Source organism: Nocardia sp. NPDC057663 (assembly GCF_042799895.1).
Lineage (GTDB): Bacteria > Actinomycetota > Actinomycetes > Mycobacteriales > Mycobacteriaceae > Nocardia.
This window is the reverse complement of the sequence record NZ_JBHVHX010000003.1, coordinates 350,921-372,781: the sequence shown is the minus strand read 5'-3', so window position 1 is coordinate 372,781 and position 21,861 is coordinate 350,921. Positions and strand designations below refer to the sequence as shown.

The following is a 21,861-nucleotide window of genomic DNA, read 5'->3' as shown; positions in this document are numbered from 1 at the left end:
GCCGACCGGACCCGGATTCGAGCCGAAAGTTGCTCTCGCCCAACAGTTCACCGTCGCCGTGGAGCCATCGGGAAGCTCCGGCAACGGCTCAGTCGGTGACGATGCGGACCGCGTACGGCATGATCCCGTCCTCACGGACCGGCGAAATCCTCACCACATCACCGGATTCGGGGGCCTCGATCATCTTCCCGTTGCCCAGATAGAGCGCGACGTGCTGGCTGCCGCCCGGCCCCCAGAACAGCATGTCACCGCGTTCGCGGTCCTCGACGTCGACGCGGGTGCCCGCGTTGTACTGATAGCCGCTGTAATGCGGCAGGGAGACACCGATGCCGGCGAAGGCGTAGAGCATCAGGCCCGAGCAGTCGAAGCCGATCTTGTCGAAGTCACCGTGCGCGTCACCGGTACCGCCGTCGCGGATGCCGAGCGTGGGTCCTACCTCGTCGCCGCCACCCCAGGCATAGGTGACGCCGAGTTGCGACATCGCCCGGTCGATCACCGTCTCGACCGCGGCCGACCCGGTGAACGGTGGTTTCGTCGGTCTGGGTTTGGTCTTGCGCGGCGCGGCCGGGGTGGATTCGAGCTCGGTGTGCGGGCGCTGCCCCTCGCCGAGCTCGGCGGCGCGGTCGCGGGCGGCCTGATCGGCGGCGGCGCGGGCGGCCGCGGCTTTGGCGGCGGCGAGCAGCGCGGTCAGCTCGGCCCTGCGCTGGTCGTCCCGGACCAGGAACACCTCGCGCCGGCTCGGCAGCCCGGACACCGTCGCGCGGGCGACATCGAGGGCGGACTGGGCTGCCGCGCGGTCGCGCTGGAGCGTGTCGCGGGCAGCCGCCTGGGTGGCGAATTCGGTCTTGGCGACGGTGACCGCGGTCTGGGCGGCGATCTTCTTCTGCTCGGCGGCGTCGGCGGCGCTGTCGGCATAGGCATGGGCGGCGAGCTGGTCGAAGTCCTGGCGGGCCACGCCGATCTGTACGCCCGCGTCGTCGAGCCGTGCCTGCGAATCGGTGACCGCGGCCGCGGCCGCGTCGGCGGCGTCCCTCGCGGTCTGCAGGTCGACCAGCGCCTGGTTGGCCGCCTCACGTTTGGCGGCGAGCGCGTCGTCGAGGGCCCGTAACTGGTGATCGGCCGCGGCGACCCGGTTGATCAGCACATCGATCTCGCTCACCCGCGCGTCGACCTGTGCGCCGGCGCCCGCGATCTCACCGTCGGAGGGATTGGGTGGGGGCGGTGGCACCGCCGCGACCTGCCCCGCGCCCGCGAGCACGGCCAGGGTCATCAGCAATCCAGCCGCTATCCGTAATAGACCTGGTTCGTCCTGCCTGCCCGCACCGCGCACGGCACCTCCGAGTGACTCGACTCGACATACGCCACCGGCGCATCAGCCCACCCACCGACCACAAGAGTCGACCAATGCCCCCTGTACCACTGCATTCACGATCGCGATCACCGAAACCGTACGACACATAGTTCACAAAGGAAACAACCGCCACAGCGACACGGGGGTGCAATTTGCGAATAGCCTGAAATTAGCCTGTCGGAGGTCAGCTTTTCATGGCAGAAAACAGACCGGTGGTCTGGAAATGTTGCTGAAGGGAAACCAGCTACGTGGCGGAACCTGCGTCAGCGTGGTGGGCCGACGGCGCAATCTGCGCATCGGCATCGGGGCCGCGGCGCGCCTTCACGAAATACAGCCCGGCGATCACCAGCGCGGCGAGCGTCAGCAACACCGCGGTGATCACGCTCCAGGACAGACCCTCGGGCTGCTCCAGCCGGTCGACGAAGGCCTGCACGGCCTCCTCGGGATGGTTCCCCTTGTACTTGGCGGCATCCTCGGCCCACTCCAGCCGGACCCGGCTGATGCCGTCGCTGTGGGTGCCCACCCAGTCGTCGCTGAAGACCGCGACGGTGCCGTCGATGCTTTTGCCCACCTCGGCGGCCAGGTCACGTAGGCTCGAGTCGTGGCCGGGGTTACCTGGAACAACGACGACGCTCAGCGGGATCCCCTCGGATCGCGCCTGGGCGACGATCGCCGCCAGTTTCTCCTGGTTCACGCCTTTGGGGGCGGCGACATGATTGTCGGCGAGATCCGACCGGACACTGCTCAGCACGGTATTCGGCGGCAATTCGGCGGCCATCGGCGCGAAGGTGTGCAAGACGGTCATCTTCCATCCGGTCTGTCGAGCCTCGGTCGCCTACGTTGCGACGGGCATCCAACACTGCAGGGTGAGCGTCAACGCGTCATTCCCCGACTCGCTCGACTGGCACAGTACGCGACGGTGCGCGCGGATACGCTCACACGGCATCCCAACCGCCCCCGCGTATTTCATAGGACAAGCGTACTGTTAGGCTCGTACGGCGAGGAAACCGGCATCTCACGGCGCCGGATCCCCCCTCCGAAGACGCGAGTCGCCGGCACAGCCCCGCCGGCGGCACACCCTCACACATGAGTGGAGCTGACGTGACGAAGATTGATACCTTCGGCGCCAAAGGCACGCTCGAGGTCGGAAGCAACTCCTACGAGATCTTCCGTCTCTCGGCTGTTCCCGGCACCGAGAAGCTGCCCTACGCCCTGAAGGTGCTGGCGGAGAACCTGCTGCGCACCGAGGACGGCGCCAACATCACCGCCGATCACATCCGCGCGATCGCGAACTGGGACCCCTCGGCGCAGCCGAGCGTCGAGATCCAGTTCACCCCCGCGCGCGTGATCATGCAGGACTTCACCGGCGTGCCCTGCATCGTCGACCTCGCCACCATGCGTGAGGCCGTCACCACCCTCGGTGGCGACCCGAGCAAGGTGAACCCGCTCTCCCCCGCCGACATGGTCATCGACCACTCGGTGATCCTGGACGTCTTCGGTCGCGCCGACGCGCTGGAGCGCAACGTCGAGCTCGAGTACGAGCGCAACGGCGAGCGTTACCAGTTCCTGCGCTGGGGCCAGGGCGCCTTCGACGACTTCAAGGTCGTCCCCCCGGGCATGGGCATCGTCCACCAGGTCAACATCGAGTACCTGGCCCCCACCGTCATGGTCCGCAACGGCCAGGCCTACCCCGACACCTGTGTCGGCACCGACTCGCACACCACCATGGTCAACGGCCTCGGCGTGCTGGGCTGGGGCGTGGGCGGCATCGAGGCCGAGGCCGCGATGCTGGGCCAGCCGGTCTCCATGCTGATCCCGCGCGTCGTCGGCTTCAAGCTGACCGGTGAGATCAAGCCGGGCGTCACCGCCACCGACGTGGTGCTGACCGTCACCGACATGCTGCGCAAGCACGGCGTCGTCGGCAAGTTCGTCGAGTTCTACGGTGCCGGCGTGTCCGAGGTGCCGCTGGCCAACCGCGCCACCCTGGGCAACATGAGCCCCGAGTTCGGCTCCACCGCGGCGATCTTCCCGATCGACGAGGAGACCATCAACTACCTGCGCCTGACCGGCCGCACCGACGAGCAGCTCGCGCTCGTCGAGGCGTACGCCAAGGAACAGGGCATGTGGCACGACGCGGACAAGGAGCCGGCGTACTCGGAGTACCTGGAGCTGGACCTGGGCACCGTCGTGCCGTCCATCGCCGGCCCGAAGCGCCCGCAGGACCGCATTCTGCTCAGCGAGTCCAAGAGCGCCTTCCGCTCCGACATCGTCAACTACGTCGGCGAGGGTGAGCTCACCGCGCTGGACGAGGCGGGCGAGGAGTCCTTCCCGGCTTCCGATTCGGTCGCCGTGTCCGCCGGCGCGGCCGACGACACCTACACCCCGGCCCACTCGGCCGCCAAGGGCGCCAACGGCCGTCCGTCCAAGCCGGTCCAGGTGCGCTCCGAGGAGCGCGGTGACTTCGTCCTCGATCACGGCGCCGTCGTGGTCGCGGGTATCACCTCCTGCACCAACACCTCCAACCCGTCGGTCATGCTGGGCGCCGCCCTGCTCGCCCGCAACGCGGTGGAGAAGGGCCTGTCGACCAAGCCGTGGGTGAAGACCAACATGGCGCCGGGCTCGCAGGTCGTCTCCGACTACTACGAGAAGGCCGGCCTGTGGCCGTACCTGGAGAAGCTGGGCTTCTTCGTCGGTGGCTACGGCTGCACCACCTGCATCGGTAACACCGGCCCGCTGCCCGAGGAGATCTCGGCCGCGATCAACGACAACGACCTCTCGGTCACCGCCGTGCTGTCGGGTAACCGCAACTTCGAGGGTCGCATCTCCCCCGACGTGAAGATGAACTACCTGGCCTCCCCGCCGCTGGTCATCGCCTACGCGCTCGCGGGCACCATGGACTTCGACTTCGAGACCGACGCCCTCGGCCAGGACACCGACGGCAACGACGTCTTCCTGAAGGACATCTGGCCCTCGGCCCAGGAGATCGACGACACCATCAAGTCGTCGATCAACCAGGACATGTTCCGCAACTCCTACGCCACCGTCTTCGACGGCGACGCCCGCTGGCAGGGCCTGGCCACCCCGGAGGGCGACACCTTCGCGTGGGACGAGAAGTCGACCTACGTCCGCAAGGCGCCGTACTTCGACGGCATGTCGATGGACCCGAGCCCCGTCACCGACATCAAGGGCGCCCGCGTCCTGGCGCTGCTGGGCGACTCGGTCACCACCGACCACATCTCCCCGGCAGGCCCGATCAAGCCCGGCACCCCCGCCGCGCAGTACCTCGACGCCAACGGTGTGGCCCGCAAGGACTACAACTCGCTGGGCTCGCGCCGCGGTAACCACGAGGTCATGATCCGTGGCACCTTCGCCAACATCCGGCTGCGCAACCAGCTGCTCGACGACGTCTCGGGTGGTTACACCCGCGACTTCACCCTCGAGGGCGGCCCGCAGTCGTTCATCTACGACGCCTCGCAGAACTACCAGGCCGCCGGCATCCCGCTGGTCGTGCTCGGTGGTAAGGAGTACGGTTCGGGCTCCTCGCGTGACTGGGCCGCCAAGGGCACCAGCCTGCTGGGCGTGAAGGCCGTCATCACCGAGTCGTTCGAGCGTATCCACCGCTCCAACCTCATCGGCATGGGCGTTGTGCCGCTGCAGTTCCCGGCCGGCCAGTCGGCCGCGTCGCTGGGCCTGACCGGCACCGAGACCTTCGACATCGAGGGCATCACCGCCCTCAACGAGGGTGTCACCCCGAAGACCGTCAAGGTCACCGCCACCGCTGAGGACGGCACCAAGACCGTCTTCGACGCGGTCGTCCGCATCGACACCCCCGGTGAGGCCGACTACTACCGCAACGGCGGCATCCTGCAGTACGTCCTGCGCAACATGATCCGCGGTTAAGCACCTCGGTGTCCGGTGGTGCAGTATCGAATGATGCTGCGCCACAAGGGCATCCGCTAGCGGATGCCCTGTGTGCGACAGCCCCCGTCTCGGAGTTCCGGGGCGGGGGTCCGTGTATTTCCCGTTGGAGGACTCATGCCCAAGGTCAGCGACGACCATCTCGCCGCCCGCCGCAGCCAGATCCTCGACGGCGCACGGCGCTGCTTCGCCGAATACGGCTACGACGGCGCCACGGTGCGCCGTCTGGAAGAGGCGATCGGCCTCTCCCGTGGCGCGATCTTCCACCACTTCCGTGACAAGGACGCGCTGTTCTTCGCCCTGGCCAAGGACGACGCCGAGCGGATGGCCGAGGTCGCAGCCAACCAGGGCATCGTGCAGGTCATGCGCGATATGCTCGCCCGCCCAGAGGAATTCAACTGGCTGGGCACCCGCCTCGAGATCGCGCGCCGGGTGCGCACCGACCCCGAGTTCCGCGCAGGCTGGACCCAGCGCTCGGCCGAGCTGACCGCCGCCACCCTGGCCCGCCTCGAACGCCGCAAGGCCGCGGGCGCCCTGCGTGACGACGTCCCCACCGATGTCCTGCTCGGCTATCTGGACCTGGTCCTCGACGGCCTCATCGCGCGCATCGCCTCGGGCCACACCGACGACAACCTGTCCGCCGTCCTCGATCTCGTCGAAGCCTCCGTCCGCCGCCGCGACTGAACACCGAAACCCGAACCGCCGCATCGTTCTTCCGGGAACGATGCGGCGGTTGTGCGTGGCGAGATTTCGCACGCCGGTTCGACGATTCCCTGACACCCCGATTGCCGTCGGCGGGATCTACAACACAGGGAGTTGCGGAAATCGGGATCAGCTAGCCCTCGAGGCGCCGCAGCAGGATCCGGGCGATGCGATCGAGCGATTCCCGATCCGCGGGGTCGAGTACGGACAGCATCGCCGTTTCGTTCTCGGTGTGCACGCCGACAACCACATCGACGAGCGCGCGACCCTCGTCGGTGAGGCCGACCCGGACGGCCCTGCGATCGCTCTGGTCGGCGATCCGGCGGACCAGGCCCGCCGCTTCGAGACGGTCGATGCGGCCGGTCATCCCGGCGCGCGACAGCATCATCGTGTCGGCGAGCACCGACGGGTTGAGTTCGCAGGGAGCGCCCGAACGGCGCAGCGCCGCGAGCACATCGAACTCACCGCGCTGTAAGCCGTGGGCGGTGAACACGGCTTCGATGCGAGCCGTCGCGACCGTCATCAGCCTGCCGAGCCTGCCGAAGACAGCCATGGCGGCGAGGTCGAGGTCGGGGCGTTCGCGGCGCCACTGGGCGGTGATGGCGTCGACGGCATCCAGATCCGATTCATCCATGGACACGATTCTATTCGCTGCGATATAGTTCGGTAACGAATTATCAACCAGCGAATGGAACTGCCATGACGCACACTCGCGACATCGCCCTCTGCCTGCCCGAAGACGCGGAGACCCTCGGCACCGACTCCGTGCGCATGCGCCTGCTCACCGATGCGGACGCCAGCGACGGCACCGTCAGCACGCTGGAAGTCACCATGGACCAGGGCGCCGACGGCGCGGCGCCGCATTTCCACACCCGCTCCGACGAGCTCTTCTACGTCGCCGACGGCGAACTCCAGGTCATGGCGGGCGATCGCATTCTCACCGTCGGCGCGGGCGGCTCGCTGGTGGTCCCCCGCCTGATGCCACACGCCTTCGGCGCCACCCCCGACAGCGGCGCCCGCATCCTCATCGCCCTGATGCCCGGCGTCCAGCGCTTCGAGTACTTCCGGCTGCTCGACCGACTCATCCACGGCGCGGCGACACACGACGAATTCCTCGCCGCCCAAGAGGAATTCGACAACCACTTCGTCGACGCCCCCGCCTGGTGGGCCGAACGCAACGCCCACCGCAGCTGAGGCCGACACCGCTACATCGGGGTTCCGGTGGGTCTCGGACCGGGGTAGATACCCATCCGGACGGCAACGAGGGCACATGCCATGCGATACCGGACCGCGCGGTATGTGTCCGAGATTGCACCCGACCCGGGAACATTCGCGCGCGAACCCCGGGTTATACACCGTATGACGTTCTCCGTACCGGTCCTCGTCCGCGGCTATGAGCTCGACACCCAGGGCCATCTCAACCATGCCGTCTACCACCAGTACGGCGAGCACGCCCGCTGGGAGCTCATGCGCGCGGCCGGGATCCCGCAGGACAAGTTCCTCGCCAGCGGTATCGGGGCCGTCGTGCTCGAGTCGACGATCAAGTACCGGCGCGAGCTGCGCGGTGGCGACGAGGTGACCGTGACGTGCGAATTCGATTGGGACGGCGGCAAGGTCTTCAGGTTCCACCACAAGATCATCAAGCTCGACGGCACGATCTCCGCGGAGATCACCGTGGTGGCCGGCGCGATGGACCTGACCGAGCGCAAGCTGGTCGCCAACCCCGCCGAGCACTTCCGCACTCTCGCCGAGCGCCCCGAGCTGCTCGGCCTCTGAGACAGACCGACACGGCCCGCCTCGCCCAGCAATTCCAGGGCGATGCGGGCCGCGCTCACGTCCGGGCATCGTTAGCTGATCGATTGCCGGTGCGACGAGGCGACCAGCGGCCCGGTTGTCCGAAATTCTCTCCCCGCTAGGCGATCACGCGCCGCTCGGCGGTTTGCCCGGGGCTCTTCAAATCTTGCGAACCGGCTCGGTGACGCCCGCTCGCACGCTATGATCCGTAGCACCTTCGGGGGTTCTGGCAAATCGCGAGCAGACGAGAAGATCGGAGTGAGTGCCCATGACCGACGCCATCCACCTCCCCGCTACCGCGTCGTCCCGAGATCGGGGCCCCGCCTTGCGCGGATTGCTGGTGGCCGAGTCCGATCGCGACATCTCGGTGCGCGTCGACGGTGGTACGTGGACCTTCGACCGGCGTGATGTCGTGCGGCTCACCGAGGACCGCGCCGCCGCGGGGGAACGGCAGGTGTGCGTCGACATACGGCCCGGCGCCACCGCCGACTTCACCCGCAGAATGCGCGTCGAACTCGTCGACCGGCCGATCACGCTGGCTCCCGAGCCGTCGGAGGCACTCGGTGACGACCTGCTGGCCCAGGCCACCCGCACCTGGGCGGCCACGTTGCGGATCGCCGAACGCGGCGGCGTCACCGGCGCCACGTTCACCTTCCGCGACGGCATCAACTGCGACAGCCTCGACTGAAGCGGCCCACCGTCATGGAACGCGCGACCGACGCGGTGCTCATCGTCTCCGAAACCGACGACCTGCACGCCGATGCGCTGGCCGCCACCCTGCGAGAACACCACGGACTCGATCCGATCCGGCTCGACCTGCGTGACTTCCCCACCGAGACAGGCAGTTTCCGGCTCGACAAGGCAGGAACCAACCGCGCGCTCGCCCATATCCACGGTCTCGACGACGTGCGCGCGGTGTGGTGGCGCAGGGCGCACCCGTGCCGGGTGCCGCACAGTGTGCGCGCCGCCGACGACGAGTTCCGCCAGGCCGAGTGCGACGGGTTCCTGCAGGGCATGCTGTGGTCGATCCCGGCGTACTGGGTCAACGACCCGGCCGCCGAGCGCACCGCGAGCCGCAAGATCGTGCAGCTGGAGACGGCACAGCGGGCAGGCTTCACCATTCCCGAGACGCTGATCACCAACGATCCGGACGAGGCCCGCAGTTTCGTCGAATCCCGTTCCGGCCCAGTGGTGTACAAGCGCACAGGGACGGGCCGCGGCGAGTTCTCCGAGACCCGGATCATCACCAGGCCCGAGCTGAGCAGGCTCGGCTCGATCCGGTCGACGCCCACCACCTTCCAGGACTACGTCGAGGCCAGCTGCGATCTGCGGGTGGTGTGGGTCGACGGCATCGAGTGGACGGTGCGCATCGATTCGCAGGCGGGTGCAGGCCGGGTCGATTCCCGGCTGGACACCTCGGTCGCGTTCGCGCGCGACCGGTTGCCGGCCTCGGTCAGCAAGTCGCTGGCCACCCTGATGGGCGCACTCGGCCTGAGCTTCGGCGTCGTCGACCTGCGCCTGGGCAACGACGGGGAGTACTACTTCCTCGAGGTGAACCCGCAGGGCCAGTTCGCGTACCTGGAGGTCAAGACCGGCCTGCCGCTGTTCACCAGCCTGGCGAACCTGCTCGTCCGCGGGGACGGTGCCGTCCCCGGCTGGTGAGGGCGGTCAGTCGGCCGGATTCTTGCGCCGGTTGGCGCCGCCGCGGCCGCGCAACTCGACGTGCGATTCCACCAGCACATTGTGGATGAAGCCGTACGAGCGGCCGGTCGACCTGGCCAGGGAGCGGATGCTCGCTCCCGCCTCGTACTGTTTCTTCAGCTGGGACTGCAACCGGTCGCGGGACTTGCCCGTGACCCGGGTGCCCTTCCCCAGCGCAGCCTTGCCGATCGTCTTGCCCTTGGCCGACCGAGCGGCCTGTCTCGCACTGTCGCTCATGGCTTCCTCCGAGTCGCCGAGCAGCTGATTCCAGGCTAGACACTCCGGAGTCGGTGATCAACGAAAACAGTGATGAAACTCACCTGAGACCCGCGAGTTCCCTCGCGACACAGCGTTTCACGGGCGACACACCGCCGTTCTGGGCCCGCGATGGCTCAGGCTGTGTGGTGACGCTGCGCTACCGCCTCCGTGCCCTGACGGCTCAGGCGAGGTCGATCAGCTCCGCGTACTCGTTCGACCAGTGGTCCTCGGTGCCGTCGGGCAGCAGAATGACGCGTTCCGGGTTCAGTGCCTCGGCGGCGCCCGGGTCGTGGGTCACCAGGACGACGGCGCCCGCATAGGTGCGCAGTGCCTCCAGGACCTGTTCCCGCGAGATCGGGTCGAGGTTGTTGGTCGGCTCGTCGAGCAGCAGCACGTTCGCCGCCGAGGACACCAGCCCGGCCAGGGCCAGACGGGTCTTCTCACCGCCGGACAGGGTGCCCGCGGGCTGCTCGAGCTGGGGACCGGTGAACATGAAGGCGCCGAGCAGGCTGCGCAGCTCCTGCTCCCCCGCGTCCGGGGACGCGTGCCGGATGTTCTCCCACACCGATGCCTCATCGTCGAGGGTGTCGTGCTCCTGGGCGAAGTAGCCGACCTTCAGGCCGCGGCCCTGCTCGACCCCGCCCGAGGTCGGCGTCTCGACGCCGGCGAGCAGCTTGAGCATGGTCGTCTTACCCGCGCCGTTGAGGCCGAGCACCACCACCCGGCTGCCCTTGTCGACGGCGAAGTTGACGCCGGTGAAGATTTCGAGGGACCCGTAGAGCTTGGTCAGGTTGTTCACCATGAGCGGGGTCTTGCTGCACGGCGCGGGCTCGGGGAAGCGGATGCGGGCGACCTTGTCGGCCACGCGCACGTCGTCGAGCTCGGACATGAGCCGCTCGGCCCGGCGCACCATCTGATGTGCCGCAGCGGCTTTGGTGGCCTTGGCACCGAGCTTGGCGGCCTGCTGACGCAGCGCGCTCGCCTTCTTCTCGGCGTTGGCGCGCTCGCGGACACGGCGCTGCTCGTCGGTGGCGCGGGCGTCGAGGTACTTCTTCCAGCCCATGTTGTAGACGTCGGGCTCGCCGCGCACCGCGTCGAGGAACCACACCTTGTTGACCACGGCCTCGAGCAGCTCGACATCGTGGCTGATCACGATGAGGCCGCCGTCGTGGTTCTGCAGGAACCCGCGCAGCCAGGTGATGGAGTCGGCGTCGAGGTGGTTGGTCGGCTCGTCGAGCAGCAGGATGCGATCGGAGCGCCCGCCGGAGCCGTCGGAAGCGGAGAACAGGATGCGGGCCAGCTCGATGCGGCGGCGCTGACCGCCGGACAGGGTGCGCAGCTGCTGGCCGAGGACCCGGTCGGGCAGGCCGAGGCTGTTGCAGATGCGGGCCGCTTCGCTCTCGGCGACGTAGCCGCCGAGCGAGGAGAACTGGTCTTCGAGGCGGCCGTACTTGCGGATCGCCTTCTCGCGTTCCTTGTCGTCGGCCACCTCGGCCATCAGCGCCTGCTGCTTCTCCATGTCCCGGATCAGGGTGTCCAGGCCACGCGCGGAGAGCACCCGGTCGCGGGCGATCACATCGAGATCGCCTTCCTTCGGGTCCTGCGGCAGGTAGCCGATCTCGGTGGAGCGCACGATCTTTCCGGCGTACGGCTCGCCCTCGCCCGCGAGGATGCGCAGGGTGGTGGTCTTGCCCGCGCCGTTGCGCCCGACCAGTCCGATCCGGTCGCCGGACTGCACCCGCAGCGCCGGCCCAGGGGCCGAGAGCAGGGTGCGGACTCCGGCCCGGACCTCCAGGTCGGTCGCCGTGATCACAGAGCTTCTCCTCGTGTCGGAAAGATGGTGGCCGCCGAACCGACCTATCGTGCACCGTCGGTCTCGGCAAGAACCACTCATTTTACCGTCCACGAACTCGGCGGCCGAACCGGCGCCGCCCGGTGTGAGCGTGGTTACTCTCGTCGCATGACTACCGATCTCCTTGGCCGGACCGCCCTCGTCACCGGAGCGAGCCGCGGCATCGGCCTGGCCACCGCCGCCGAACTGATGCGCCGCGGCGCGAACGTGCTGATCACCGCGCGCAAACCCGAGCCCCTCGAGGCCGCGGCGGTCGAGCTGCGCGCCCTCGGGCACAAGGGCCAGGTGAGCACGCTGGCGGGCAACGCGGGCGACGCCGATGCCAGGGCCGAGGCCGTGGCCAGGGCGGTCACCGAGTTCGGTTCGCTGGACATCCTGATCAACAACACCGGCATCAACCCGGTGTACGGCTCGCTGATGGACGCCGACCTGGGTGGGGTCAGCAAGATCTTCGACGTGAACGTGGTCGCCTCGCTCGGCTACGTCCAGCAGGCGTACCGGGCGTGGATGGCCGAGCACGGTGGCGCGATCGTGAACGTCGCCAGCGTCGCGGGCATCCGGTCCTCCGGTGTCATCTCGGCCTACGGCGCGTCCAAGGCGGCGCTGATCCGGCTCACCGAGGAGCTGGCCTGGCAGCTGGGCCCGACCATTCGCGTCAACGCGGTGGCGCCGGGCGTGGTGAAGACCAAGTTCGCCGACGCGCTGTACTCGGCGGATGAGGAGCGGGCCGCGAGCGCCTACCCGTTGCGGCGCCTCGGCGTCCCGGAGGACGTGGCCAGGCTGATCGCGTTCCTGGTCTCCGACGAGGCCGCGTGGATCACCGGCGATTGCGTGCGGGTCGACGGCGGCCTGCTCGCCACCGGCGGCATCTGAGGCACCCGGACAACGCGAAGGGCGACACCGGTCCGACAAGAAACCGGTGTCGCCCAACAGCTCTCGGCCAGGGAAGCAGACCCCCGCGGGGTCAGTCCGTGGTGTCGCCGCGGCCCGCGGCTGCCAGGTCTTCCTTGGCTCGGGCCGCTTCCGCCCGCGCGAGCGGATCGTTGACGATGGTCTCGACGTCCGCGGCTACGGGCCTGCCGGTGGTGACACCGAGCGGATCCCGCACCGGGACATCATGCTTCAGCGACCGCCCGGCGCCGCCCTCGTCCAGGCCCCAGCGATCGTGCAGGCGGCGCAGGAACTCCGGCGCGTACCAGTTCGCGTCGCCGAGCACCTTCATCGCGGCGGGCAGCAGGAAACCTCGCACGAGGGTGGCGTCGACGATCACCGCCAGCGGCAGGCCGATCCCGAATGCCTTCATGAAGGTGATGTCGGAAGCCAGGAAGCCGAGGAACACCAGCGAGATGAGGATCGCGGCCGCGGTGACGATGCGCCCGATCCGTTCCAGCCCCACCGCGACGGCGGTCTCGTTCTTGCCGGTGCGGTCGTATTCCTCGCGGATCCGCGAGAGCAGGAACACCTGGTAGTCCATCGCGAGCCCGAAGGCGGCGGCGAACAGCATCACCGGCACGGTGGCGGCCAGATCGCCGGTGACGGTGAAACCGAACAGCCCGGACAGATGGCCGTCCTGGAAGATCCACACCAACGCGCCGAAGGTCGCCGTGAGGCTGAGCGCGCTGAGGATCACCGCCAGCACGGGCAGCACGACGCTGCCGGTGAGTGCGAACAGCACCAGCAGCATCACGAGCACCACGAAGCCGAGCGCCCAGGGCAATGCGTCCTCGATGGCGGCGATGGAGTCGGCATTGGCCGCGGCGACGCCGCCGACCAGCAGCTCGCTGGGCGTCTGCACCGCGCGGGCCTGCTCGACCAGCCCGGCCAGCGCGTCGCTGTCGGTGGTGGCGGGCACGATCGACAGGTAGACGGCCCGGTCGGCCCGGAACCGGGCGTTCGCCGCGGTGGGAGCGGTGAGCAGGCCACCCTCGGCGTAGCTGCCGGTGGCGGTGTCGACGCGGCGGACGTCGTCGAGGTCGGACAGCTCGCGGGCGATGGAGTCGATTCCCGTCGCGCTGTAAGCGCTCTCGGGCAGCACCGCGATGAGAGCGTTCTGGTCGCTCTCGCCGAAGTCGCGCTGCACGATCTCGGTGACCTGGCGGGAGTTCATCGACTCCGGCAGGCTGCGCTCGTCCGGGAAACCGAGCTGCACGCCGAGGAACGGTGCGCCCAGGAGCAGCAGCAGCGCGGTCACGGCCAGCCCGATCGGGATCGGCTTGCGCATCACCGCGGTGGCGAGCTTGTGCCAGGCGCCCTCACCCGGCGCGGGGCGCGGGGCCCGCAGGAACCACCAGCCGAGCTGGCCCTTGTCGATCCGCGGGCCGAGCAGCAGCAGAGTCGCGGGCAGCGCGGTCAGCGAGACGAGGGCAGCCAGCGCCGCCACGAGGATGCCCGCGTAGCCCATGGACCGGATCGCCAGCAGCGGGAAGAACAGCAGCCCGGCGAGCGCGACGGCGACGGTCAGCGCCGAGAACGCGACGGTGCGGCCCGCGGTGCGCAGGGTGGTCGCCACCGCACCCGCCGGGGTGCGGCCCTCGGACAGTTCTTCCCGGTAGCGGTTGACGATCAGCAGGCTGTAGTCGATGGCGAGACCGAGGCCGAGCAGCGTGGCCACGTTCGTCGCGGACACCGACAGCGGGATGAACAGCGTCAGCAGCCACAGCGCGCCCATCGTCGCCAGCACGGTGCCGAGCGCGACCAGCAGCGGCAGACTCGCCGCGACCAGACCACCGAAGACGAACAGCAGCGCGATCAGGGTGAGCGGGAACGCGATGGCCTCGCCCTTGGCGATATCGGTCATGCTCTGCTGGACGCTCTCGTGCAGGAACATCGCGAGACCACCTGCCCTGACCTGCAGGGTGCCTTGCGTTCCGGTCAGTTCGGCGGCGATCGCGGCGACGCGCTGGTCGATCTCACGTTCGCTGCCGAGCACGCTGGCCACGATCAGGCCCTGCTTGCCGTCGACGCTGCGCAGCGCGGGCTCGTGGGTGGTCCAGTAGGACACCACGTCGGTGACGCCGTCGCGCTCCTGGAGGTTGGCCACCAGTGCCGTCGCCGCCGCGGTCGATTCGGGGTCCTCGACCGAGCCCTCGGTCTCCACGAGCAGCAGCAGATTCGGCGGCGCCTGCCCGAACTCCTCGCGCAGCACGTCGAGTGCTCTGCTGGACTCGCTGCCCGGGTCGGTGAATCCGCCGCCCTCCACCCGCTCGAACAGCGTGGCGCCGAGTGCGCCGAGCACCAGCGCGAGCACTGCGAAAACGCCGAGCACCCAGCAGCTGCGCCGCCTGGTGAATTCGAACACCGGATATTCCCCTAACTCGTCACGCAACTGTGCGGCACGCACGTCGACGTGCGGGGCTCGGGACACTCCCGGCCGGTCCGCCTCGCCGGCCCGATCCTGTTGGCGGGTGGGCGCGTTCGCGCAGCGATGGTAGCAACTTCGTGGCGGCGCCGCCGGGCCTCGGGGTGACCTCGGGCACACCCCTCAGTTCACGGTCAGCGACCGGTCCGTTACACCCCGGCCGGCGCCGGGCCGATTCCGGCCACCGACGTCGCGAGGGTGCGGCGCAGTCGCGGGGGAAGAGCGGCGAACAGCGCGCGCATCGCCGCGAGGGTGCCGCGCAGGTCGTCGGTGCCGGACAGGTACGAGCGTTGCAGCGGGGCGGGCAGATCGAAGAACGCGTCGAAGAAGACCGCGACATCGCGCGGTGGGATGGCCAGCAGTGCCCGCAACCCGGCGCGGCGCAGGGCGGCCACGGCGCGTGCCTGGGCCGTCCACACCGTCGTGCCCGTGGCGACGAGGTCGGCCGCACTCAGCGAGGCGGCGACGCTGTAGCCGGTGGCGGGATGGGTCATGCCACCGGCCGCCCCGAATCGGCCATGGCCGGGCTTGCCACCCTGCACCGGGAACCGCACCCGTTCCACCGGTTCCGCACCGGTGCAGGGAATGCCGCGTGCCCGCAGACGGTGCTCGAGGCGGTGCCGCAGGACATCGGGGCCGAGAGCCGGGCGGCCCGCGAGACAGGTCTCCTCGAACAGCATCGTGTCCGCGCCGAGCGGGACGACGTAGAGGAACGAGGCCGGATCGTCCGGGCCGGCACCGTTGTCCAGGCGCCAGTCCATGAACACGGTCGGCTGGTCGAGGGTGTCCCGGTGCAGGATCATGCCGTACGCGGTCTGCTCGGCACGGCGCGGTGACCTGGCCAGTCCGCGCGCGTCGAGCACCCGCCCGGTGCGGATGAGCCCGCTCGCCGTGCGCACCGAGCGCGCGTCCAGGTCGACGACCCGGTCGGCGATCACCCGCGCACCGTCGACGGTCAGCGACCGTTGCAGCGCCGCGGTATCGAGTACCTGGTAGACGCGGTCGATCCGGTGCTCCCGGACGGCCCATGCCGTCGGCCCGTCGACGGTCGCGGCGACGACGGCCGGATCCAGCCAGTCCGGCAGTTCGTCCGCCCAGGCGGCGTACGTCGGTGTCCACACCCGGTCGGGATGCGGGTCGATCACCGTGACGGCCAGGCCGCGGGCCAGCGCGCGGTGCGCCACCGCCCGGCCCGCCGGGCCGAGTCCGCAGATGATCAGCTCGGCGTCCACCCGACGATTGGATCAGACGCAACGATGTCGAGCACCGCCGCGTCACGGACGGGCACCGGTTGGGCGGCGTCGGCTCGCCCCCGCGCGATATATCGGCCATCATGGGGCAATGAGATCGATCTGGAAGGGCTCGATCGCATTCGGGCTGGTCAATGTCCCGGTCAAGGTCTATACCGCGACCGAGGACCACGATATTCGGTTCCATCAGGTCCACGCCAAGGACGGCGGCCGGATCAAATACGACCGCGTCTGCCAGGCGTGCGGCAATTCGGTCCAGTATTCCGACATCGACAAGGCCTATGTCTCCCCCGACGGCGACCAGGTCGTCCTCACCGACGCCGATTTCTCGAAACTCCCCGCGGCGGAGAAACACGAAATCCCGGTGCTGGAATTCGTGCCGTCCGAGCAGATCGACCCCGTCCTGTTCGACAAGAGCTACTACCTCGAACCGGATTCGGCCACGCCCAAGGCCTACCAGCTGCTGGCGGCCACCCTCGAACGCATCGACAAGACCGCGCTCGTGCACTTCACGCTGCGCCAGAAGACCCGGCTGGCGGCACTGCGGGTGCGCGACGGCGTGCTGGTCCTGCAGACGCTGCTGTGGCCCGACGAGGTGCGTGCCGTGGACTTCCCGTCGCTCGACGAGGCGCCCGCACCCCGCCCGCAGGAATTGAAGATGGCCGAAACGCTGGTCGAGTCGATGTCGGGTGATTTCGATCCCGGCGAATACACCGACGAATATCAGATCGAATTGCAGAAACTCCTCGACGAGGCGATCGCGAGCGGTTCGGGCAAAGTCGAACCCGCCGCGGCCACCGAACCCGCCGAACAGCCCGATGCCGAGGTCGTCGACCTGGTCGCGGCGCTGCAACGCAGTCTCGAGGCCAGTGGCCGCCGCGACTCCGAACCGGCGCCCGCCCCGAAGAAAGCGGCCAGGAAAGCGGCGGCAAAGAAAGCGGCGCCGCGTAAGGCGACGGCGAAGAAATCCACGGACAGCAAGACCGCGACTCGCAAGGGTGCGTAGGGCACACTGACCCTCATGGACTCCTCGATCGCTGTCGTGCCGATGGGGCTGGGACATCTGCGTCAAGTCCTCGACCTCGGCCACCAGGTGTTCGACACGACCACCAAGCCGTACACGTCGTGGTCGCTCACGGCCGTCGCCGAGCATCTGGACAGCCCGGACAACGCCTGCTGGGTCGCCCTGGATTCCGACCGGGTCGTCGGCTTCGTGCTCGGCTCGATGGAGTTCGAGCACCGCGACGACTGGGCCTACCTCGAATGGATCGCGGTCGCGCCCGATATGCAGGGCCACGGCATCGCCCGGCGGCTGGTGAACGTGTGCTCGGAGGCGCTGTTCGCGCGCGGGGCCCGCCACATCGTCACCGATGTCGAGGACCGCAACAGCGCCTCGGCGGCGCTGATGACCAGCACCGGTTTCGTGCCCGCCGCGACCGTCACCCTGCTGGTGCGGCCGAACCCGGACGAGGCCGGTGGCGAGCAGCCGCTGCCGCCGATGTCGGCGAACACCCGTCACGACCTGATCCGCCGCGGCAGGCTGTCGGTGGAGCACCCGCGCCGCTGACATCCGCAAATTAGACGGCCGTCCAACTATTTGCGAGGGTTTCGCTCGAGCCAACGCAAACCGTTGTCGACGGGCGCCGGCCGCGGCTTGGATGACCGGGTTCATCCTCAGCGAGCAATTCGGGAGTATCAAGTGAAATTCCGTCGGGTACTGGCGATCCCGGTCCTGGTAGCAACCGCGGCCCTCACCCTCACGGCGTGCGGTTCGGACGACGCCGGATCCGGCACCGTGGTGCGTATCGGTACCACCGACAAGGACAAGGCGTGGGACGTCTTCGAGCAGAAGGCCAAGGAGCAGGGCATCACGCTGAAGATCACCAACTTCTCCGACTACAAGCAGCCCAATGCGGCGTTGTCGCAGAAGCAGATCGACGTCAACCTGTTCCAGCACCTGCAGTTCCTCGGCCAGTACAACGTGGCGAGTGCGGACACGCTGACCCCGATCGGCTCGACCTACATCGTGCCGCTGGGTCTGTACTCCAAGAAGCACAAAGCGCTGGCCGACATCCCGGCCGGCGGTGAGATCGCGATCCCCAACGATCCGACCAACCAGGCCCGCGCGCTGTTCGTGCTACAGGCCGCCGGGCTGCTGAAGCTGACCGGCACCTCCGCCCAGCCGACGCCCGCCGACATCGACAAGGGCGCGTCGAAGGTACGGGTGACCCCGGTCGACGCCGCGCAGACCGCGCTGTCGCTGGCCTCGGTCGACGGCTCGGTGGTCAACAACACCTTCCTCGAGCGCTCCGGCATCGACCCGCATTCGGCGCTGTACAAGGACGATCCGAAGAACCCGTCGGCCGAGCCCTACATCAATGTCATCGTCACCCGCGCCGAGGACAAGACCAACCCGACCTACCTGAAGCTGGTCGAGATCTGGAAGGACCCGGCCGTGGCCGCCGCGCACGCCGAGGTCACCAAGAACACCGCGGTCGCCGTGACCCGTCCCGGCGCCGAGCTCGAACAGATCCTGGACCGGGTGCAGCAGGGCATCCGCGCGAACAAGTGAGCTCCGGCGCTGCCGCTGTCGAATTCCGTTCGGTCACCAAGGTCTTCGGCAGCGGCGACGAGCGGCAGGTCGCGCTCGACGACATCGACCTGCGGATCGAGCGCGGCGAGATCTTCGGTGTGATCGGCTACTCCGGGGCGGGCAAGTCCACCCTGGTGCGGCTGATCAACGCGCTGGACAAGCCGACCTCGGGCACCGTCACGATCTCCGGCACCCCCATCACCGGCGTGCCGGAGCCGGCGGTGCGCAGGCTGCGGCGCGATATCGGCATGGTGTTCCAGCAGTTCAACCTGTTCCGATCACGCACGGCCGCGGGCAATATCGAGTATCCGCTCAGGGTGGCGGGCTGGAAGCGCGCCGAGCGGAAGGCGCGGGTCGCCGAGCTGCTCGAGTTCGTCGGCCTCACCGACAAGGCGCGCGCCTATCCCGATCAGCTCTCCGGCGGACAGAAGCAGCGCGTCGGGATCGCGCGGGCGCTGGCGACCTCGCCGTCGCTGCTGCTCGCCGACGAGGCCACCTCCGCGCTCGACCCGGAGACCACCGGCGAGGTGCTGCGGCTGCTGAAGAAGATCAACGCCGAGCTCGGGGTGACCATCGTGGTGATCACCCACGAGATGGACGTGATCCGGGCGGTCGCCGACCGGGTGGCGGTGCTGGCCGAGGGGCGGATCGTCGAATTGGCCGACACCTTCGATGTTTTCGCCGCACCGACGGCGGCGCCGACGCGGTCGTTCGTGGCGACCGTGCTGCACAACCGGCCCGACGCGGCCGAACTCGACCGCTTGCGGGAGCTGCACGGCGGCCGGCTGGTCACCGTCGACGTCGACGATCACAGCGGCATCGGTGCGGCGCTGGCCGCCGCCACCGCCGCCGACGTGCGCTTCGAGATCGTCTACGGCGGTGTGAGCACCCTGCAGGACAAGACGTTCGGCAGCATCACCCTGGCGCTGCACGGCCCCGACGACGCGCTGGACCGCGTGGTCGCCGACCTGGAACGGAAGGCGGGCTGATGGAGACCAACTGGGAGAAGCTGCGGCCCAGCCTGTTCGAGGCGATCGGGACGACCGTCTACCTGGTGGGCGTGACCTTCGTCGTCGCCGGGGTGATCGGCCTGGTCCTCGGCACAGCGCTCTACACCACCCGCAAGGGCGGGCTGCTGGCGAACGCGCCGGTCTATCTGGTGCTCAATGTGATCGTCAATGTGGTGCGCCCGATTCCGTTCATCATCCTGCTGGCCGCGCTCGGCCCGGTCACCCTGGAGGTCGTCGGTACCACCATCGGCACCGAGGCCGCGCTGTTCGTGATGATCGTGGCGGCGTCGTTCGGTATCGCCCGGATCGTGGAACAGAATCTGGTGACGGTCGATCCCGGCGTGATCGAGGCCGCCCGCGCGGTCGGCGCGGGACCGTTGCGGATCATTCTCACGCTGCTGATTCCGGAAGCGCTCGGGCCGCTGATCCTCGGCTACACCTTCGTGGTGATCTCGATCGTCGACATCTCCGCGATGGCGGGCACCGTCGGCGGCGGCGGGCTCGGTGATTTCGCGCTGGTCTACGGGTACCAGCAATTCGATTGGGAAGTCACGATCGTGGCGACGCTGATCATCATCGCCGGTGTGCAGGGTGTGCAGTTCTCCGGGAATTGGCTGGCCCGGAAAGTGCTGCGCCGCTGAGAATATCGATCACCGAAGACGAGAGCGGGGCACGGTCCGAATGGTCCGTGCCCCGCTCTCTTTTCGTCAGACGTTCGCCGTGCAGGCGGACAGGATGACGCTCGCCGCACGCGGCGAGGCCGAACCCGGATCCGGGAACGGCGGGGCGCTGATCCCGAGCACGTCCACCGCCGACCGCTCGGCCGCGGCCAGGGAGTGATCCCAGGCCCAGCCGAAGCGGTAGTCGGCGCCCTGCGCGACAGCGCCACAGGCATTGCGGAACTCGACGACGATCTGGCAGTCCCACACGCCGCACTCGGCCAGCGCGGCCTGGCTCGCCGCCGCCCAGCTGCCGTAGTTGACCGCCGAAGCGACCACGGCTTCCTTCGACGACAGCGCCAGCGCGCCGTAGAGATCACCGGCGGCGGCCTGGAAACCACCGTCACGCGAGACAGCGGTGTAACCGGGTGCCTCGGCGATCGCCACGCCACTCTCGGCCGCGGCGGCCGAACCGGCGTTCACGACGGTGAACGCGGCCACCGCGGACACAGCAGCCACACCCAGGGCATATTTGCCCACAACAGACATCAGTGAATCTCCCCATCGAAATATCGGCTTCGCGGTCGAAGCCGAACCAATCATGAACCGCCACACGCACCTTCGAGAAATAGCTTTCCCGAATTGCACGCCCGGCCGTTCCCGCGAAATCCGCGCGCACCGACACATTCCCGGCGCCAACAGATTCCGCCCGTCGCGACGCCCGAATCCTCCCGGTCCGTTCGTCGGGCACAGACTAACAACCCCCACCGACAACTCGCGCCCCCTCGCGCCTTGCCTACCGCAGCACGCTCCGGGCCCGCATCAGCGCGAAGCCGAGCAGGTTGAGACCCCGCCACTGCGCGGGGTCGGCCGCGCGCGGGTCGTCGGCGGCCAACCCGATCCCCCAGATCCGATCCACCGGGCTCGCCTCGACGAGCACGCGGGCGCCGGTGCCGAGCAGGTAGGTCCGCAGCGCGTCGTCCTGGCCGAACTTGGCCACGTTGCCCGCGACCACGATCTCGAATCGCGCCCGCTCCCAGACGGTTTCGTCGAAGTCGCGAATCTGCCTGCCGAGCTTCTTCGCCTCGCTGGGGTGCTTCACCTCGAGGACGCGGGCCGCGGTGCGCGCGTCGTCGAACAGGAGCGCTTTGCGCCACATCATGTAGTGCTCGGCGCTCGTGAACTCGGCGCCGTCGACGACGAACGCCGCGGGCCACCACTGGCTCAGGCAGCTCGTGCCGATGGTCCCGTCACGCCGCGGGGTGTGACCCCAGAAGGTCAGGTACTTCGGCGATGCGCCCTGCTCGATCGACTGACGCAACTGTTCGACGGTGTCCACGGTCATAACCCCTCCCGGTTTTGGTCTTGTGAACCATATACCGGCGGGTGGCCTGTCCGCCAACGATATTCGCGGG

The 21,861-nt window shown here is 68.7% G+C and carries 21 protein-coding genes; 12 read left to right on the top strand and 9 right to left on the bottom strand.

Annotation, left to right across the window (positions count from 1 at the left end; all coding sequences use genetic code 11):
- Positions 1-88 precede the first annotated feature (88 nt).
- Both ACFVAV_RS09825 and ACFVAV_RS09820 read right to left on the bottom strand, forming a co-directional pair.
- A complete protein-coding gene (locus ACFVAV_RS09825) occupies positions 89-1,270 on the bottom strand; it encodes an NlpC/P60 family protein (RefSeq protein WP_379032732.1) in 1,182 nt (393 codons plus the stop codon).
- 325 nt (positions 1,271-1,595) lie between these two features.
- Positions 1,596-2,156, bottom strand: a complete 561-nt coding sequence (locus tag ACFVAV_RS09820) for a DUF6676 family protein (protein ID WP_379032730.1) — start codon at positions 2,154-2,156, stop codon at positions 1,596-1,598.
- Between the two features lie 281 nt (positions 2,157-2,437).
- On the opposite strand from ACFVAV_RS09820, the gene acnA reads away from it, so the two are divergent.
- Complete coding sequence (gene acnA / locus ACFVAV_RS09815) at positions 2,438-5,251, top strand: aconitate hydratase AcnA (RefSeq protein WP_379032727.1); 2,814 nt, start codon at positions 2,438-2,440, stop codon at positions 5,249-5,251.
- A gap of 135 nt (positions 5,252-5,386) precedes the next feature.
- Positions 5,387-5,953 (top strand): TetR/AcrR family transcriptional regulator, encoded by a 567-nt coding sequence (locus ACFVAV_RS09810; protein WP_019047713.1) that lies wholly within the window; start codon positions 5,387-5,389, stop codon positions 5,951-5,953.
- 151 nt (positions 5,954-6,104) lie between these two features.
- Here ACFVAV_RS09810 and ACFVAV_RS09805 read toward each other — a convergent pair whose 3' ends face one another.
- Positions 6,105-6,605, bottom strand: a complete 501-nt coding sequence (locus tag ACFVAV_RS09805) for a MarR family winged helix-turn-helix transcriptional regulator (protein WP_379032724.1) — start codon at positions 6,603-6,605, stop codon at positions 6,105-6,107.
- 65 nt (positions 6,606-6,670) lie between these two features.
- On the opposite strand from ACFVAV_RS09805, the gene ACFVAV_RS09800 reads away from it, so the two are divergent.
- From ACFVAV_RS09800 to ACFVAV_RS09785, 4 genes are all read left to right on the top strand, one after another.
- On the top strand, positions 6,671-7,165 hold the full coding sequence (locus ACFVAV_RS09800) for a cupin domain-containing protein (RefSeq protein WP_379032720.1): 495 nt from the start codon (positions 6,671-6,673) through the stop codon (positions 7,163-7,165).
- Positions 7,166-7,330: 165 nt separating this feature from the next.
- Positions 7,331-7,747 (top strand): acyl-CoA thioesterase, encoded by a 417-nt coding sequence (locus ACFVAV_RS09795; RefSeq protein WP_379032717.1) that lies wholly within the window; start codon positions 7,331-7,333, stop codon positions 7,745-7,747.
- Positions 7,748-8,033: 286 nt separating this feature from the next.
- Complete coding sequence (locus ACFVAV_RS09790) at positions 8,034-8,453, top strand: hypothetical protein (protein ID WP_379032715.1); 420 nt, start codon at positions 8,034-8,036, stop codon at positions 8,451-8,453.
- 14 nt (positions 8,454-8,467) lie between these two features.
- Positions 8,468-9,427 carry an MvdC/MvdD family ATP grasp protein gene (locus ACFVAV_RS09785; protein WP_379032711.1) on the top strand — a complete coding sequence of 320 codons (960 nt, stop codon included), beginning with the start codon at positions 8,468-8,470 and terminating at the stop codon, positions 9,425-9,427.
- Positions 9,428-9,433: 6 nt separating this feature from the next.
- On the opposite strand, the gene ACFVAV_RS09780 is transcribed toward ACFVAV_RS09785, so the two are convergent.
- The gene (locus tag ACFVAV_RS09780) at positions 9,434-9,703 is read right to left on the bottom strand and encodes a helix-turn-helix domain-containing protein (RefSeq protein ID WP_379032708.1); all 270 of its coding nucleotides are present in this window, start codon (positions 9,701-9,703) and stop codon (positions 9,434-9,436) included.
- A 202-nt stretch (positions 9,704-9,905) separates the two neighbouring features.
- Positions 9,906-11,537, bottom strand: coding sequence for an ABC-F family ATP-binding cassette domain-containing protein (locus ACFVAV_RS09775; protein ID WP_379032705.1), 1,632 nt, complete (start codon positions 11,535-11,537; stop codon positions 9,906-9,908).
- Between the two features lie 147 nt (positions 11,538-11,684).
- Between ACFVAV_RS09775 and ACFVAV_RS09770 the strand changes: the two genes are divergently transcribed.
- Positions 11,685-12,449, top strand: a complete 765-nt coding sequence (locus tag ACFVAV_RS09770; RefSeq protein WP_379032702.1) for an SDR family oxidoreductase — start codon at positions 11,685-11,687, stop codon at positions 12,447-12,449.
- Positions 12,450-12,540: 91 nt separating this feature from the next.
- Here ACFVAV_RS09770 and ACFVAV_RS09765 read toward each other — a convergent pair whose 3' ends face one another.
- Positions 12,541-14,940 carry an MMPL family transporter gene (locus ACFVAV_RS09765; RefSeq protein ID WP_379032699.1) on the bottom strand — a complete coding sequence of 800 codons (2,400 nt, stop codon included), beginning with the start codon at positions 14,938-14,940 and terminating at the stop codon, positions 12,541-12,543.
- A 143-nt stretch (positions 14,941-15,083) separates the two neighbouring features.
- Positions 15,084-16,166: a lycopene cyclase family protein gene (locus ACFVAV_RS09760; RefSeq protein WP_379032696.1), complete on the bottom strand. Its 1,083-nt coding sequence runs from the start codon at positions 16,164-16,166 to the stop codon at positions 15,084-15,086.
- Positions 16,167-16,275: 109 nt separating this feature from the next.
- On the opposite strand from ACFVAV_RS09760, the gene ACFVAV_RS09755 reads away from it, so the two are divergent.
- From ACFVAV_RS09755 to ACFVAV_RS09735, 5 genes are all read left to right on the top strand, one after another.
- Positions 16,276-17,190: a Ku protein gene (locus tag ACFVAV_RS09755; RefSeq protein ID WP_379032693.1), complete on the top strand. Its 915-nt coding sequence runs from the start codon at positions 16,276-16,278 to the stop codon at positions 17,188-17,190.
- A 15-nt stretch (positions 17,191-17,205) separates the two neighbouring features.
- Positions 17,206-17,751 (top strand): GNAT family N-acetyltransferase, encoded by a 546-nt coding sequence (locus ACFVAV_RS09750; protein WP_379032690.1) that lies wholly within the window; start codon positions 17,206-17,208, stop codon positions 17,749-17,751.
- Between the two features lie 132 nt (positions 17,752-17,883).
- Positions 17,884-18,756, top strand: a complete 873-nt coding sequence (locus ACFVAV_RS09745; RefSeq protein ID WP_379032687.1) for a MetQ/NlpA family ABC transporter substrate-binding protein — start codon at positions 17,884-17,886, stop codon at positions 18,754-18,756.
- A complete protein-coding gene (locus tag ACFVAV_RS09740; RefSeq protein WP_379032685.1) occupies positions 18,753-19,766 on the top strand; it encodes a methionine ABC transporter ATP-binding protein in 1,014 nt (337 codons plus the stop codon). Before ACFVAV_RS09745 ends, ACFVAV_RS09740 begins: the two co-directional genes overlap by 4 nt.
- Complete coding sequence (locus ACFVAV_RS09735) at positions 19,766-20,428, top strand: methionine ABC transporter permease (protein ID WP_379032681.1); 663 nt, start codon at positions 19,766-19,768, stop codon at positions 20,426-20,428. The genes ACFVAV_RS09740 and ACFVAV_RS09735 overlap by 1 nt, the downstream gene beginning before the upstream one ends.
- A gap of 66 nt (positions 20,429-20,494) precedes the next feature.
- Here ACFVAV_RS09735 and ACFVAV_RS09730 read toward each other — a convergent pair whose 3' ends face one another.
- Positions 20,495-20,965: a DUF4189 domain-containing protein gene (locus ACFVAV_RS09730; protein WP_379032678.1), complete on the bottom strand. Its 471-nt coding sequence runs from the start codon at positions 20,963-20,965 to the stop codon at positions 20,495-20,497.
- A 277-nt stretch (positions 20,966-21,242) separates the two neighbouring features.
- A complete protein-coding gene (locus ACFVAV_RS09725) occupies positions 21,243-21,791 on the bottom strand; it encodes an NADAR family protein (protein ID WP_379032675.1) in 549 nt (182 codons plus the stop codon).
- Positions 21,792-21,861 lie beyond the last annotated feature (70 nt).

Bases quoted from the DNA above. Each gene is read 5' to 3' on its own strand.
- ACFVAV_RS09725 (WP_379032675.1), bottom strand. From the start codon at position 21,791: ATGACCGTGGACACCGTCGAACAGTTGCGTCAGTCGATCGAGCAGGGC.
- ACFVAV_RS09755 (WP_379032693.1), top strand. From the start codon at position 16,276: ATGAGATCGATCTGGAAGGGCTCGATCGCATTCGGGCTGGTCAATGTC.
- ACFVAV_RS09795 (WP_379032717.1), top strand. From the start codon at position 7,331: ATGACGTTCTCCGTACCGGTCCTCGTCCGCGGCTATGAGCTCGACACC.
- ACFVAV_RS09770 (WP_379032702.1), top strand. From the start codon at position 11,685: ATGACTACCGATCTCCTTGGCCGGACCGCCCTCGTCACCGGAGCGAGC.
- ACFVAV_RS09820 (WP_379032730.1), bottom strand. From the start codon at position 2,156: ATGACCGTCTTGCACACCTTCGCGCCGATGGCCGCCGAATTGCCGCCG.
- ACFVAV_RS09785 (WP_379032711.1), top strand. From the start codon at position 8,468: ATGGAACGCGCGACCGACGCGGTGCTCATCGTCTCCGAAACCGACGAC.
- acnA (WP_379032727.1), top strand. From the start codon at position 2,438: ATGAGTGGAGCTGACGTGACGAAGATTGATACCTTCGGCGCCAAAGGC.
- ACFVAV_RS09825 (WP_379032732.1), bottom strand. From the start codon at position 1,270: ATGACCCTGGCCGTGCTCGCGGGCGCGGGGCAGGTCGCGGCGGTGCCA.
- ACFVAV_RS09790 (WP_379032715.1), top strand. From the start codon at position 8,034: ATGACCGACGCCATCCACCTCCCCGCTACCGCGTCGTCCCGAGATCGG.
- ACFVAV_RS09780 (WP_379032708.1), bottom strand. From the start codon at position 9,703: ATGAGCGACAGTGCGAGACAGGCCGCTCGGTCGGCCAAGGGCAAGACG.
- ACFVAV_RS09810 (WP_019047713.1), top strand. From the start codon at position 5,387: ATGCCCAAGGTCAGCGACGACCATCTCGCCGCCCGCCGCAGCCAGATC.
- ACFVAV_RS09750 (WP_379032690.1), top strand. From the start codon at position 17,206: ATGGACTCCTCGATCGCTGTCGTGCCGATGGGGCTGGGACATCTGCGT.
- ACFVAV_RS09805 (WP_379032724.1), bottom strand. From the start codon at position 6,605: ATGGATGAATCGGATCTGGATGCCGTCGACGCCATCACCGCCCAGTGG.
- ACFVAV_RS09735 (WP_379032681.1), top strand. From the start codon at position 19,766: ATGGAGACCAACTGGGAGAAGCTGCGGCCCAGCCTGTTCGAGGCGATC.
- ACFVAV_RS09800 (WP_379032720.1), top strand. From the start codon at position 6,671: ATGACGCACACTCGCGACATCGCCCTCTGCCTGCCCGAAGACGCGGAG.